Here is a 13,212-nt window from a genome sequence, read left to right on the forward strand (position 1 = left end):
GCTGGTATAATCCGGCAGGGGCTTTCTTTTTATTGAGCTTTGCTATACCTTACAGCATTTGCACACCCGTGTAGGTATACGGACTTATCTTTTTCAATTCGGCCTTGATGGCATCGCTCACCTGCAGGGTGTCGATGAAGCTGGAGATGGTCTGCTCGGTGATCTTCTCATTCTTGCGGGTCAGGTCTTTCAGTGCTTCGTAAGGCTGCGGATACCCTTCGCGGCGCAACACCGTCTGTATACCTTCTGCCACAACTGCCCAGTTCTCTTCCAGATGATGGCGCAGGGCCGCCTCGCTCAGTTCCAGTTTGCCAATGCCGCGCTCCAACGATTTGAGAGCAATCACCACATGCGCCAGTGGCACGCCAATGTTGCGCAGTACCGTAGAGTCGGTAAGGTCGCGTTGCAGACGGGATATAGGCAGCTTAGCTGAGAGGTGCTCCAGCACCGCATTGGCTATACCTAAATTACCTTCAGCATTCTCGAAGTCGATCGGGTTTACTTTATGTGGCATGGCCGAAGAGCCGACTTCGCCCGCTTTAATCTTCTGCTTGAAATAGCCCATCGACACGTACTGCCAAACGTCACGCGAAAAGTCGATCAGGATGGTATTGAGGCGCTTGATGCCGTCAAAATAGGCGGCCAGGTTGTCGTAGTGCTCAATCTGGGTGGTGTACTGGCTGCGACGTAGGCCCAGCACTTCCTGCACAAAGCGGTTACCAAACTCCGGCCAGTTCACATCCGGGTAAGCCACATAGTGGGCATTGAAGTTGCCGGTCGCGCCGCCAAACTTGGCCGAAAAGGGAACCTGGCGTACCTGGTCCATTTGTGCTTCAAGGCGCTCTGCAAACACCATGATCTCTTTGCCCAATCGGGTAGGAGAGGCAGGCTGTCCGTGGGTATGGGCCAGCATCGGGATGTCTTTCCAGGATTGCGCCAACTCTACCAGTGTCTGGTGCAACTGCTGGTACAAGGGCATCAGCACACGCTCATCGGCTTCGCGCAAAGAAAGCGGTATAGCCGTGTTGTTCACATCCTGGGAGGTCAGGCCAAAGTGGATGAACTCCTTGTACTGGCCTAGTTCAAGCGCATCAAACTTCTCTTTGATAAAATATTCCACCGCCTTCACATCATGGTTCGTGGTCTTTTCCGTTTCCTTGATGCGCAGGGCGTCCGTCTCTGAAAACTGCTCATAAATCGCCCGCAGCTCCTGAAACTGGTAGGGAGGCACACTGGCCAGCTGCGGCAGTGGTAATTCGCATAGGGCAATAAAATACTCCACCTCTACCAACACACGGTAGCGGATCAGACCGAATTCAGAAAAATAGGTAGCTAACTCAGTCGTGTTGCGGCGGTAGCGGCCATCCACCGGAGAAATGGCCGTAAGTGATGTCAGGTTCATGCAAAGAGAATTTATCGTTGGTCAAAGATAAGCTTAAAGCCATCGTGAGCCAAATGAGCCACTAGCTATTTAGCAACTAATCAACTCTGAATAGAAGGTAAAAGACGTAACTGGCCTCAAAAAGAACGGAAGTACTGCCAGTGCTGTTAATTTTATGTAAAGTGTTGCAAATGAAATGATTGGTCTTATTCTTGCAGGAGGCTGTGCTGTGAAATGATTATCTGTACATCCAAATCTGGCTGCGGTCGTATGCGGTTTAGATAACACAAACCATACGCTGTTACGTATGCGTGATGAAGTGCTATATAATATGGGCACTATATATTTATTCTTAATCTAATTAGCGTAATTCGCATCCTGATATTTTGAACCAGCGATTGAAAAAAAGAATACTAATAGGGGTCGGCAGCGTGCTGGGCCTTTTCCTGATCCTTCTTATTTCCCTGTTTGTATTTAGAAGTAGCCTGCTGAGCTATACCTTAGATCGTGTAGTGGAGAAAGTGGAGGGCCGCTACCCGGTTAATTTAAACATTGGGAATGCCGCATTTAATGGCCTCACCTCGGTGGTGCTGAGCGATATAACGTTGACACCTCACGGACAGCCACAGCTGTTTAAAACAGACAGCGTGCATGCTTCGGTTGGTTTTCGCTCACTATTTAAAGGACGTATCGTGCTGCGTGAGCTCGATGTAGCCAATGGCTACCTGACTGCCATCAAGGATGGAGACCGCAACAACTTTTCGTTTCTGTTCAAAAAAGACAGCACGCAGCCTGCCGACACATCTGCAAAAGGGGATCGCAACTACGGAGAGCTGCTCAACCGCGTGCTCGAGACGGCTTTCGACAACGTGCCCGATCAAGTGGATTTCAGCAACCTTAACGTTTCCTATACCTCCCCTAATCGAGTGATCGACATCAAGATGCCTTTCCTGATGATCAAGGACGGGAACATAGAATCAGAGGTGGCCATTCGCACAGATTCACTTACCAACAATATGTTTGTGAAAGGAACCATCGACCCGCGCGATTATAAAATCAAAGCAAGCTTTTTTGCCTCCGATACCTTGGGTATCAGGCTGCCTTACATTCAGGAAAAGTTCAGTGGCACGGTGGCCTTCGATACCCTGCATCTGGGAATGAAGGAGAAACGCTATCGTCAGGACAGGCTGACCGTGAAAGGCAGCGCAATGGTGAACAACATGACGGTGAACCACGAAAAACTGGCGGACGAGCCGATCTTCCTACGCGAAGGTGCCGTTGACTATGTGGTTTCGCTGGGGCAGAACCTGTTTGTGGTGGACAGCCTGACGGAGGTGCGCGTAAACAAGGCCCGCGCCAACGTGTACGCTTCTTACAATAACGCCGACGCCAAGATCATCGACCTGAAAGTGCGGACAGAGGAGCTCCCGGCAAATGATTTCTTTGGGTCACTGCCCAGAGGCCTTTTCGAAACGCTGGACGGTATACAGGCCGAAGGAAAGCTGCAGTATAAAATGAAATTCCATGTGAACCTCGATAGTGTGGAGCGCGTGGTATTTGACTCTGACCTGGATGCCTCGAAAGACTTTAAAGTTGTGAAATGGGGACAGGCAAATTTAGATAAGCTGAAAGGGCCGTTCATGCACACGATGTACGAATACGGCAAGCCCATCCGGACTTTTATGGTAGGGCCAGCAAACCCATTTTACGCGCCACTCAATCAGATTTCGCCCTACCTACGCAATGCCGTGCTCACAGCCGAAGATGCAGGTTTCTACAGTCACAAGGGCTTTCATGAAGAAGCATTCCGGCAGGCCATTGCCACCAACATCAAGAACCGCGATTTCGTGCGCGGCGGCAGTACCATCTCGATGCAGCTGGTTAAAAACGTATTCCTGACGCGCAAGAAAACCGTGTCGCGCAAGGTGGAGGAGGCCATCATAGTGTGGCTGATCGAGAACCAGAGGATCGTGTCGAAAAACCGGATGTTTGAGATATACCTCAACATCATAGAGTGGGGACCGGACGTGTATGGCGCAAAAGATGCCTCCCGGTTTTATTTTGGCAAGCAGCCTTCTGAGCTCAACCTGGCAGAGTCTATCTTCCTGACCAGTATTATACCTAGTCCCAAACGCTACCGCTCTTCTTTTGACAGTTACGGTAACCTCCGCAGCTGGAAGTCAGGCTACTATCGTCTGATCGGGGGTATTATGGCTAGACGTGGGCTTATCTCGCAGGCCGACTATGAAAATCTGCAACCGAACGTGCGTTTGTACGGTCGTGCCCGCGACCTGATCGTGACGGCGCCGGATGCCGAGTATGAAGACACCACTGAGTTTGAACTTGAAACCATTGATATGCTGGGCTTTTAAGCCTGATCTATACCTGAAACAACGGCCGGCGCTTGTAATTGCGCCGGCCGTTGTTTTGTTTTGAGGCTGGCTATACCTGACCCTGTCAATCAACTAAGCATAATATACCTGTGAGCACACCTCGGACACCACTTCCTGACGATCCCAACCGCCAGGTAAACAAACCTCGCTTTGGGTTGCGTAGTGTGCAGGAACTGCTCGTTCGTGCCGGGTTCGACTGGTTCCTACTGGCGCTGATCGGGATGATTGTGCTGGCTTGGCTTTGGCCGGAAGGCGGTATTGACCGGGAGCCCGTGTCGCTGGGTGATGTGGCAGGTATAGGGGTTTCGCTCATCTTCTTCTTTTACGGGCTGCGCCTGAGTCCTGAAAAGCTTCGAGCGGGCTTGGGCAGTTGGCGACTCCACCTGGTGGTGCAGGCTTCTACCTTTCTGCTTTTCCCACTGCTCATCATGCCCCTGCGCGGCTTTTTCGAAGGCACTCCATATGAACTGCTCTGGCTCGGGACTTTCTACCTGGCTGCTTTGCCTTCCACGGTGTCTTCGTCAGTGGTGATGGTGTCGATTGCAGGGGGCAATATTCCGGCGGCTATTTTCAATGCCAGTATTTCGAGTCTGGTAGGTGTGTTTGTTACGCCACTTTGGATGGGGCTATACCTGACGGCCGACTCCGGCGACTTCGACATGGGGCAGGTGATGGGCAAACTGGTGCTGCAGGTTTTGTTGCCGGTTACGCTGGGCATTGTGCTGCACCGCTATTGGGGAGCTTTTGCGGAACGTAACCGCAAGCAACTGCGCTTATCCGATCAGATCATCATCCTGCTGATCGTCTACACCTCTTTCTGCGAGTCTTTCGCCCGCAACATGTTCAGTGGGTATAGTATCGGAAACCTGCTATTGCTCGGCCTGGCCATGATCGGCTTGTTCTTTTTAGTGTACGGCATCGTGCACATCATCAGCCGTCTGATGGGTTTCAGTCCGACTGATCGCATCACGGCCATTTTCTGTGGTTCCAAAAAGTCGCTGGTTCACGGCACGGTCATGGCTAAAGTGCTATTCCCTGATGCCAATATGGTGGGCCTGATGCTTTTGCCAATCATGATTTACCACGCCCTGCAACTCCTGGCCTCCAGCGTGATTGCGCAGTCCATTGCCCGCAGGGCTGGCTCGTCTGTAAAAGGGGAGTAAGAACATAAAAAAAGGGCTGCCCTAATGGACGGCCCCTTTTGTTGCTATTGGCTAAATAGTTGAGGGTTGCTGTTATGCGACCTGCTTAACAGGCTTTTCTTTTCTGTTTTCCTCTTCTTTCAGTAGTTTCTTATCCAGAATGAACGGTCCGAATGGCAGGAGCGATGCGACTACGGCAGCTGCTACTTTCTTGATGGACCAGTTATGCGTCAGCGTCACTTCCAGTACCGACATCATATACAGCACAAACAGTACACCGTGTGCCCAGCCTGTATACTTCACCACCTCCGGTATACCTGCCATATACTTGATTGGCATCGCAATGCCAAGTAGTAGCAGGTAAGAGATTCCTTCGTAAATACCGATGGTGCGAAGTCTTGAAATAGGGGTTCTCATATGGTAATGCTTTTGTTCTGCTGCAATTTAGCACTTAACAGCCGAGTAACCCTAATCGTGCCATTGGAATGCAAAAAATTACGACAGACAGCAGGTATAGCTGCCAGGGGAAAAGCAAACAGGCTGCCTTTGGGGCAGCCTGTTTTGGTGAGTATTTTGTAAAACTAAAGAGTAGCTTCAGCAATTAATTGGTCCCCAACCTTAGCAGTCCAGTTGCCAATAGGCTCTTCTTTATTGTCATCCGCCATACGGAAAGTCACAAAGAACGTATTGCTGTATCCCTCAGTCAGGTTTAGGTTATCCCAAGTCACAACAGCGTTATTTGTGTTGTATCTTATTTTTGTTACTTCAGTACCATCTTCTGAAGTTGCCACGACATCGCCTGTAATAGTTGCAGAAACTCCACCTTGAAGCTTTACATTGCTATAAGCAGAACATGAAGTTAGCGTAAATGCCACTTTATACTCTGTCAGACCATTTTCTAAAGATGTCTTGCTCATCAATTGTGCAGAAAGTGCAGCACCCGTACAAGTGGCTTTGAATGTAACTGTCGAAGGTTCAGTTTCGTCTTGCTCAAAATTAGCACCGCCAGTAGGGGTGTAGAAACCTCTGAATGTATAGCTGCTAGCAGTGCTTGAAGTTAAGTTGTAGGATATTGATTTTACAGAACTGCTAAGTGTGCTAGATATTACTTTCTCCCAAGTAACTCCATCGGCCTGCAATTGATCTATGCGCAGTGTGCCAGCAGTTACATTTTCAGTGAAGGAAGCAGTAATAACTACAGTCTTACCGATCAATGGATTTAAATCGGAGACACTAAGAGTTAAACCACCGCCAACTTTTTTATTAGTGTTGTTCGTTTTAACCTCTTTCTGAGCCGCATCAATAGACGATGCATTCAGACCTACCTCGTCTAGGTCTTTGTTACAGCTTGTGAAAGTTCCGGCTAACAGGAGTAGCGCTGTGGTGAAAATGTACAGTTTCTTCATTCTGATTTTTATAAAGAGTGAGTATTCGTGTATGGTTATATATTAATCTTCATGATTTAACTTATGTTATTGTAAAATTGTTTCATTAAATTTTATTATTCAAATATTTAAGTAAAAATATTTTTATATAAACATCATATATTTATAATATAAATTGCTGAAATAGGATAGGAAATCTGAGAATGTGATGCGGCTTTGAGGCTGAAAATTGGTTCGGATGAGTGGAATTTGATAAGCCGAATACCAGGAATTGCACAAAAAAACAGCCTGACAAGTCTTCAATAAGAAGCTGTCAGGCTGTTTTAAATTTTGAAAACCAGACTACGAACTCAGGCCGTAGTTGTATAGGTGGGTGCGGGCGTATTGCGAACGCACTTCCTGGAAAATAGTCTTCACAAAGGCCTGGTCTATACCTGCGCTGCTGGCCTGGTGCAGGAGGTTTTCCAATACCAGGTCCCAGCGCACCGGGCCCGGCGTCTCAGCACTCTTTTCAACCGGCTTGCTGTAGTCGCCAAGCTGTGCTGTGACTTTGGTACGGCGTGATAACAAGGTCAACAACTCGTCGTCAAGGTGCTCTATTTCCTTGCGCAGCTTCTCCAATTGCGCGTTTTGTTTCATCTTCTCACCTGGTACCTGCTGCCGTTTCAGAGCCTGCAAAAGCATGTGCAATTCCTGCGGCATGATCTGCTGCTGGGCATCGCTCAAAGCGGCGGCCGGGTTGTGGTGCGATTCTACCATAAGGCCATCATACCCCAAGTCGAGGGCGCGCTGGCTTACTGGGCGCAATAAGCTACGCCGACCCGCTATGTGGCTGGCATCGCAGTACATGGCCAGTTCGGGCACTTGCTGACGTAGCTCCAGGGCATGCTCCCACTTCGGGTGGTTGCGGTATGGGGCGCTGTCCAGGGTAGAGAAGCCGCGGTGCATAGCGCCGAGATCCGTGATGCCGCTGTTGTGCAATCGCTCCAGGGCTCCCAGCCACAGTGCCAAATCAGGGTTAACCGGGTTCTTTACCAGTACAGCCACCTGCACACCTTTCAGGGCATCGGCTATTTCCTGCACCAGAAAAGGGTTCACCGTAGTATGAGCACCAATCAGCAGAATGTCTACACCCTGTTGCAGGGCTTGCTCGGTTTGTGTGGCATTGGCTACTTCGCAGGCGGTGCGCAGCCCGGTTTCCTGTTTCACAGTGCGCAACCACTCTAGTCCGATCGTGCCCACTCCCTGGAAACTGCCAGGGCGGGTGCGTGGCTTCCAGATGCCCGCTCTGAACACCGATACGCCTTTTACCTTTTTCAGGCCAAGGGCGGTTTGCAACATTTGCTCTTCACTCTCAGCGCTGCACGGACCTGCGATAACCATTGGGCGCTTGCTGCTTACCAATTGGCTCTGCTGTCCTGCTAATTTATTGCTGCTGTGTGCTGCTGTACTCATGGGTATTTGTGATTTAGAATATGCCTTAAAACAAAAAAGCCCCGCTTGTGGCGGGGCTCCTGTGGTACCTGTGTATGTTGATGTTTTACCTAACGCACAAAGTTCTACCAGGGAGCCCCGTCGGAGGCACCAGCTTAGAATTTGTAAAAATATAGGCGTTAGCAAAAATCATTTCTTCTCAATTATTCTGCAATTGAAAGCATTTAAACTTACAAAAGCAAATATGTGGCACTAATTTTAGTTAAAAAAATTAAGAACCCGGATTAAGAAACGTCTGCATTAGGCGGCTGTGGAAGCTCATTGTCCTTCTTCGGAAAGAGGAGTGAGGCCACAATGGACACCGTCAGAATACCGGCTACTACTAATAAGGCAAGGCGCATATCCATATGGTAAATGTCGCTTAGTAGTAGCTTGGCCCCGATAAAGACAAGGATCAGCGACAGTCCGTAGTGCAGGTAATGGAACAGCTGCATGATACCAGCCAGCGCAAAGTAGAGCGCGCGCAGACCAAGCAGGGCGAATACGTTAGAGGTATAAACAATGAACGGATCTTTCGAAATAGCCAGAATAGCAGGTATAGAATCAGCTGCAAATACTACGTCCGTACTCTCTACCATTATCAGCACTAAAAAGAGTGGGGTAGCGTGGAGCTTTCCATCTATTCGGGTGAAGAACTTGCCGCCCACAGCTGTCTTCGTGAAGCGCAGTTTCTGGCTTGCCCACACAATTAAAGGATTTTGCTCCGGGTGAAGCTCATCATCCTGCTTGGTAAAGGCCATCTTCGCACCTGTGTAGATCAGGAAAGCACCGAGTATGTAGATGATGAAGTGGAATTTGGCAATGAGGGCCACACCAACCAGAATAAAGATACCACGCAGCACCAAAGCACCGATGATACCCCAGAACAAAATTTTGTGCTGGTACTGTTGTGGTACTTTAAAGAAGCTGAATATCAGAATGAAGACAAAGAGGTTATCCACGCTCAGCGACTTCTCGATCAGGTAGGCAGTCAGGAACTCCATTGCGGGGCCGGAACCCATCCAGTAGTAAATGCCCACATTGAAGAGAAGCGAAAGGGCGATCCAAAAAGCGCTCCAAAGCAGTGCCTCTTTTATCTTTACTACATGCTCTTTGCGATGGAACACAAACAAGTCTAGTCCCAGCAACAGCAGGATAAACGCGTTGAATATGACCCAGAAATATATATCGTCCATAGGTTGAGTGTTTAGCATGTCAGCCTACAAACATATATAAGCTCTGCTATACTTAATATGCAAAGTTAATTGATTTTGATTTAGCGCGGCATTGTCGGGCGCAAGATTATGTTCGGAGAAATGAGTGGTAGCTAAGGTATAGCCAGTAGCTAATAACGGTCAAAATGGCGGAAAAAGCTGTTCACCTTCATCCGGATCACCCCCAGCACCGCTTCCTTGAATATACCTTTCGACATCTTGGACTGCCCTTTGGTGCGGTCAGTGAAAATGATCGGCACCTCCTTGATCTTGAAGCCATACTTAAAAGTGAGGAACTTCATCTCGATCTGGAACGCGTAGCCCACGAATCGAATTTTGTTGAGTTGGATGGTTTCGAGCACTTTGCGGCGGTAACAAACAAAACCAGCGGTAGTGTCGGCGATGGGCATGCCAGTGATGAGGCGCACGTACAGACTGGCAAACCAGGACATCAGCACCCGGCTCATCGGCCAGTTCACCACGTTCACGCCCTGCACATAGCGGCTGCCGATGGACATGTCATACCCGTCTTCGGCGCAGGCCTGGTAAAGGCGCACCAGGTCATCGGGGTTGTGCGAGAAGTCGGCGTCCATCTCAAAGATGTATTCGTAACCCTGACGCAGCGCATACTTGAAACCGTGAATGTAGGCGGTGCCCAGACCCAGTTTGCCAGTGCGCGACTCCAGGTGCAGGCGCTCTGTAAACTCCTGCTGCAAACTGCGTACGATGTCGGCGGTGCCATCCGGTGAGCTGTCATCCACGATCAGGAGATCAAAGGGGTGGGGGAGTGACATCACCTTCCTGATAATAGCCTCAATGTTTTCCTTTTCGTTGTAGGTCGGTACGATCACCAGCGAGTCATTCATACCGCAAATATAGCTATTCGGCTATTGAGCGGGAAGAGGGACGCGTATTAATTTTGGTGGCAATGGCCTTGGCTTCGCTCACGCAGTCTGGTACCGAAACGCCGGCATACCAGTTTGCCGATATAAACAGACCGTCCTGCTCCAGCACTTCTGCCATGTGGTGGGCATCCTCAATATACATATCGAACTGCGGAAGCGCGTGCGGCCACAAATGCAGGTGCTGGTACACAGGGGCCAATGCCTTGATCTGATAGGTTCCCCGGAGCTCCTGGTGCACTTGCTCAAGCAGGATGCGCTCGTCGAGTTGGGTATGCTCGGCAAATCGTGTGCCGCCAACATAGGAAGTAATCAGAACCTCGTGCGGTCGGCAGCGGTTCCCAAACAGGGAACTCGTCCAGATAGAGCCCGAAGTAAAAGACTGCTCCTCCCAGGGGTGCAGCGCTCCGAAACCTTGCAGCGGGTGCTCCACTTCAGCGCGATTGTATACCGTGTGCACGACGGCCATGGGCGGGTAGTTGATGTTCTGCAGCGCCGCCGACATGCCTGGGTAGGTAAACTCGATCAGTTCGGCAGCCTGATGGGCAGGCAAAGCGAGTACCAGAATGTCATACTCCTCGTTGTCGTGGTCGCCGTTGGCGGCGCAGCTGATAATGTATTTACCCTTAATACGGGTAATGAACTCTACTTTGTGGTCCAGGTGCAGCGAAATCAGCTTATCGGCAATGGCCTGTGGCAGCGTGGACATGCCTTTTCGGAAAGAGAAGGCGCGCTGAAACACACCCCGTTTCTTTTTCTGCACCATGCCTTCCAGCACCGATCCATATTCTGTTTCAAGCGCTTTTAGCTCCGGGTGCGCCTTGTTGACCAGCAGCTGTCTCGGGTCGCCTCCGTAGAGGCCACTGATCAAAGGAGCTGCCAGGTAGTCCATTTGCTTAACGCCGAAGCGACGCTCAAAAAAATCAGAGATGGTTTCGTTTTCTACTTCAGCGGGCGGTTGCTTTCTCTCCTGCAGGATCCTGTACTTGTCTTCTTTTGAAAAAAGGTCGTTGGCCAGAAAAGACTTCGGGCAGGAGGGCACCAGGTGCAGCCTGCCTTCATGCAGCACATACCTTTTGTTATTGCGTGGCGTCACTGGCTGTAGTTCGGTCTCCAGCTTTAGTTCTGTGACGAGCTGCAGGAGCTCCTCGTTCATTTGTAGGGTGTTCGGGCCTAGTTCGAAGGTATAGCCGTTTTTGTGCAATGTGCGCATGTTGCCGCCTACCTCGCTGCCGGCCTCAAACAGATCGTATGCTACGCCCTGCCGTTGCAGGTAATAGGCCAAAGACAGACCCGAAATTCCCGCTCCAATTATCGCTACTCTCATTATTTCTTGCCTGTAAGCTCTAGTTATCTGTGCCTTAGTGGAGCAATATTGCTGCCAGGGCATGCATATCCAACGTAATAATTCTAATTTTAGCGCCTGAACCTATAGATGAACGATGCAGCGAAAGTGCGTATTCCTGGACCGTGACGGTGTGCTCAACCGCGAACGAGGAGACTATACCTATACCTTGGAAGATTTTGAAGTGCTGCCAGGCGTGCCGGAGGCTTTGGCGCTTTTGAAGCAAAACGGCTATTTGCTGATTGTGGTTACAAACCAGGGCGGTATAGCCAAAGGTCTGTATACCAGGGCCGACGTGATGGCCTGCCACCAAAAGCTGCAGGAAAGTTGCGGCCATTTGATTGATGCGATCTATTATGCCCCGTCACATCCCCAATACTCCGAGTCGCTCTCCCGCAAACCCGACAGCCTGATGCTCGAGCGGTCCATGGCCAGGTATAACATTGATACCTCTCAAAGCTGGATGGTTGGCGATTCCCACCGCGACCTGGAAGCCGCTGAGAAAGTAGGTGTTCGGAGTATTATTGTTGGCGATAAGTATGCTGCTGGCAGCTATACCTGGCAGGTAGATAATCTGTGGGAAGCGGCACAACTTATTTTGCGAGAAGAAGGGAAGTGAGATTCTGTATTATATAATTTCTTATATTTAACATAAGTGGAGTTGCGTTTAGCCGATAGGCGTCTGTTTGAAAAACGTATGTTTCCACTTGCAACCAAGTTTGCGGTAACATTAATAATGAAGAATGAGATATCTAGCTTTACTTTTTGGGGTTCTCTTTTGTCTAACTTCTTGTAGTAGCAAAACCAAAGTAGAGACCATTAACGGAGTTGAATATGCTATAACCCCTATCGACAGCTCTTCTAATTACCTTATTGAAACGGAGCCTTTTACAGGAGTAGTTTTTAGCGAGCAGAAAAGACCAAGACACGATGTTTTTACATTTCGCATGCTTTTTAGACCAGGTAAAGAAGAAAACATTACTCCATTTACCCCGTCCCTTGAAGAGGTAATAAGCGCTGAGAAAATACTAAAAAGGTGTGCTGAGACCGAGACAGAAGGTGCCGACAGTTTGGATATAGGTAAGATTGAGGAGTTGCCATTTTATAGGAGACAGTATTTTGGAGGCACGAATGAAAAAGGACAAAAATTAATTTGGATTAATTCTTTCCCAGCAAATGATGAACACTTTGCTAAGGATTGGCAAAATGAGATTGTAGAGGTAAATGATGGAGGAAACTACTTCTTTAATGTAGTTACAAATATTGATACAGGAGAGTGCTACAAGTTCTTTATTAATTCAATGGCGAATGACGAAAATAGCTTCCGCCAACCCAGTAAATACCTAACCCTTGCTACGTTGCGGGCTTCGTCTGCACCAATCCGTTAGGTGTGAGCCTGAAATAAATGACACTGAGACAAATAAGTGGGATGAAATTTAGGTCCGGTAGAATGGCATTGACAGATATCCATAATGCTGGATCTATCTTCGGGATCATATATCGACAAATATTAACTTTTGCAGATGCTGGACAGGTGACTTTAACCAATGATATAGAGATTACTCGTGCGGGGCTTGTAGAATGGAAAGAAAATCTAGAAAATGAAAAATGGATAGGCACTTACAAGTTTGATTCGGATGACAAACATGTTAAGTGCATATTGACAAATTATAAGAATAATATCAAGAAAGAAATTTACGCAGCCTTTGCCACAGATAATCTTCTTATATGTGAGGTATATACCGGTGGTAGCACTAAAGGACAAGGACAAGTGTTCGAAAAAATTAACGCCAGCATCTAACAACAGAATAGAGCAAACGCCCTGCAGCCTTCAGTTATCGCTTATACAGAAGGTTGCACTAAACCTTCGGTAGCTGGTTTTAAAAAGCAGCGGATAAGGGCTATCTTTTGGATTCACATTTAACTTCTAATTAAGATGAAAAAAAAGAGCCTACCCTTATCCAGACTGCCTGCTCT

Annotated in this window: 12 protein-coding genes; 5 read left to right on the plus strand and 7 right to left on the minus strand. The window is 48.7% G+C overall.

Annotated elements, in window-relative coordinates; translation table 11 throughout:
- Positions 1–49: 49 nt before the first annotated feature.
- Entirely contained in the window at positions 50–1,402 is a 1,353-nt protein-coding gene (gene purB, locus AC4QZR_RS19725) for an adenylosuccinate lyase (protein ID WP_494482450.1), read from the minus strand.
- 377 nt (positions 1,403–1,779) lie between these two features.
- Between purB and AC4QZR_RS19730 the strand changes: the two genes are divergently transcribed.
- Together AC4QZR_RS19730 and AC4QZR_RS19735 are read left to right on the plus strand one after the other, a co-directional pair.
- Positions 1,780–3,753 carry a transglycosylase domain-containing protein gene (locus AC4QZR_RS19730; protein ID WP_494482451.1) on the plus strand — a complete coding sequence of 658 codons (1,974 nt, stop codon included), beginning with the start codon at positions 1,780–1,782 and terminating at the stop codon, positions 3,751–3,753.
- 176 nt (positions 3,754–3,929) lie between these two features.
- Positions 3,930–4,937, plus strand: coding sequence for a bile acid:sodium symporter family protein (locus AC4QZR_RS19735; protein ID WP_494482459.1), 1,008 nt, complete (start codon positions 3,930–3,932; stop codon positions 4,935–4,937).
- A 72-nt stretch (positions 4,938–5,009) separates the two neighbouring features.
- On the opposite strand, the gene AC4QZR_RS19740 is transcribed toward AC4QZR_RS19735, so the two are convergent.
- The 6 genes from AC4QZR_RS19740 to hemG form a co-directional block, all read right to left on the minus strand.
- On the minus strand, positions 5,010–5,333 hold the full coding sequence (locus tag AC4QZR_RS19740) for a DUF3817 domain-containing protein (protein ID WP_188500336.1): 324 nt from the start codon (positions 5,331–5,333) through the stop codon (positions 5,010–5,012).
- A 164-nt stretch (positions 5,334–5,497) separates the two neighbouring features.
- Positions 5,498–6,322, minus strand: a complete 825-nt coding sequence (locus AC4QZR_RS19745) for a hypothetical protein (RefSeq protein ID WP_494482452.1) — start codon at positions 6,320–6,322, stop codon at positions 5,498–5,500.
- A gap of 321 nt (positions 6,323–6,643) precedes the next feature.
- A complete protein-coding gene (locus AC4QZR_RS19750; protein WP_494482453.1) occupies positions 6,644–7,756 on the minus strand; it encodes a chorismate mutase in 1,113 nt (370 codons plus the stop codon).
- A 263-nt stretch (positions 7,757–8,019) separates the two neighbouring features.
- Complete coding sequence (locus tag AC4QZR_RS19755; RefSeq protein WP_253406628.1) at positions 8,020–8,970, minus strand: TerC family protein; 951 nt, start codon at positions 8,968–8,970, stop codon at positions 8,020–8,022.
- A 149-nt stretch (positions 8,971–9,119) separates the two neighbouring features.
- Entirely contained in the window at positions 9,120–9,854 is a 735-nt protein-coding gene (locus AC4QZR_RS19760; RefSeq protein ID WP_494482454.1) for a polyprenol monophosphomannose synthase, read from the minus strand.
- Positions 9,855–9,867: 13 nt separating this feature from the next.
- On the minus strand, positions 9,868–11,217 hold the full coding sequence (hemG, locus tag AC4QZR_RS19765; RefSeq protein WP_494482455.1) for a protoporphyrinogen oxidase: 1,350 nt from the start codon (positions 11,215–11,217) through the stop codon (positions 9,868–9,870).
- Between the two features lie 115 nt (positions 11,218–11,332).
- Here hemG and AC4QZR_RS19770 point away from each other — a divergent pair, with 115 nt between their 5' ends.
- The 3 genes from AC4QZR_RS19770 to AC4QZR_RS19780 all read left to right on the plus strand — a co-directional run bounded on the left by AC4QZR_RS19770 (position 11,333) and on the right by AC4QZR_RS19780 (position 13,036).
- Complete coding sequence (locus tag AC4QZR_RS19770; protein ID WP_494482456.1) at positions 11,333–11,854, plus strand: D-glycero-alpha-D-manno-heptose-1,7-bisphosphate 7-phosphatase; 522 nt, start codon at positions 11,333–11,335, stop codon at positions 11,852–11,854.
- Between the two features lie 124 nt (positions 11,855–11,978).
- Complete coding sequence (locus tag AC4QZR_RS19775) at positions 11,979–12,623, plus strand: hypothetical protein (protein ID WP_494482457.1); 645 nt, start codon at positions 11,979–11,981, stop codon at positions 12,621–12,623.
- Between the two features lie 62 nt (positions 12,624–12,685).
- The gene (locus AC4QZR_RS19780; RefSeq protein WP_494482458.1) at positions 12,686–13,036 is read left to right on the plus strand and encodes a hypothetical protein; all 351 of its coding nucleotides are present in this window, start codon (positions 12,686–12,688) and stop codon (positions 13,034–13,036) included.
- The last annotated feature ends 176 nt before the right edge of the window (positions 13,037–13,212 follow it).

This window comes from Pontibacter sp. YIM B11418, assembly GCF_059278805.1.

Bases quoted from the DNA above. Each gene is read 5' to 3' on its own strand.
- AC4QZR_RS19750 (WP_494482453.1), bottom strand. From the start codon at position 7,756: ATGAGTACAGCAGCACACAGCAGCAATAAATTAGCAGGACAGCAGAGC.
- AC4QZR_RS19780 (WP_494482458.1), top strand. From the start codon at position 12,686: ATGGCATTGACAGATATCCATAATGCTGGATCTATCTTCGGGATCATA.
- purB (WP_494482450.1), bottom strand. From the start codon at position 1,402: ATGAACCTGACATCACTTACGGCCATTTCTCCGGTGGATGGCCGCTAC.
- AC4QZR_RS19775 (WP_494482457.1), top strand. From the start codon at position 11,979: ATGAGATATCTAGCTTTACTTTTTGGGGTTCTCTTTTGTCTAACTTCT.
- hemG (WP_494482455.1), bottom strand. From the start codon at position 11,217: ATGAGAGTAGCGATAATTGGAGCGGGAATTTCGGGTCTGTCTTTGGCC.
- AC4QZR_RS19760 (WP_494482454.1), bottom strand. From the start codon at position 9,854: ATGAATGACTCGCTGGTGATCGTACCGACCTACAACGAAAAGGAAAAC.
- AC4QZR_RS19770 (WP_494482456.1), top strand. From the start codon at position 11,333: ATGCAGCGAAAGTGCGTATTCCTGGACCGTGACGGTGTGCTCAACCGC.
- AC4QZR_RS19745 (WP_494482452.1), bottom strand. From the start codon at position 6,322: ATGAAGAAACTGTACATTTTCACCACAGCGCTACTCCTGTTAGCCGGA.
- AC4QZR_RS19755 (WP_253406628.1), bottom strand. From the start codon at position 8,970: ATGGACGATATATATTTCTGGGTCATATTCAACGCGTTTATCCTGCTG.
- AC4QZR_RS19740 (WP_188500336.1), bottom strand. From the start codon at position 5,333: ATGAGAACCCCTATTTCAAGACTTCGCACCATCGGTATTTACGAAGGA.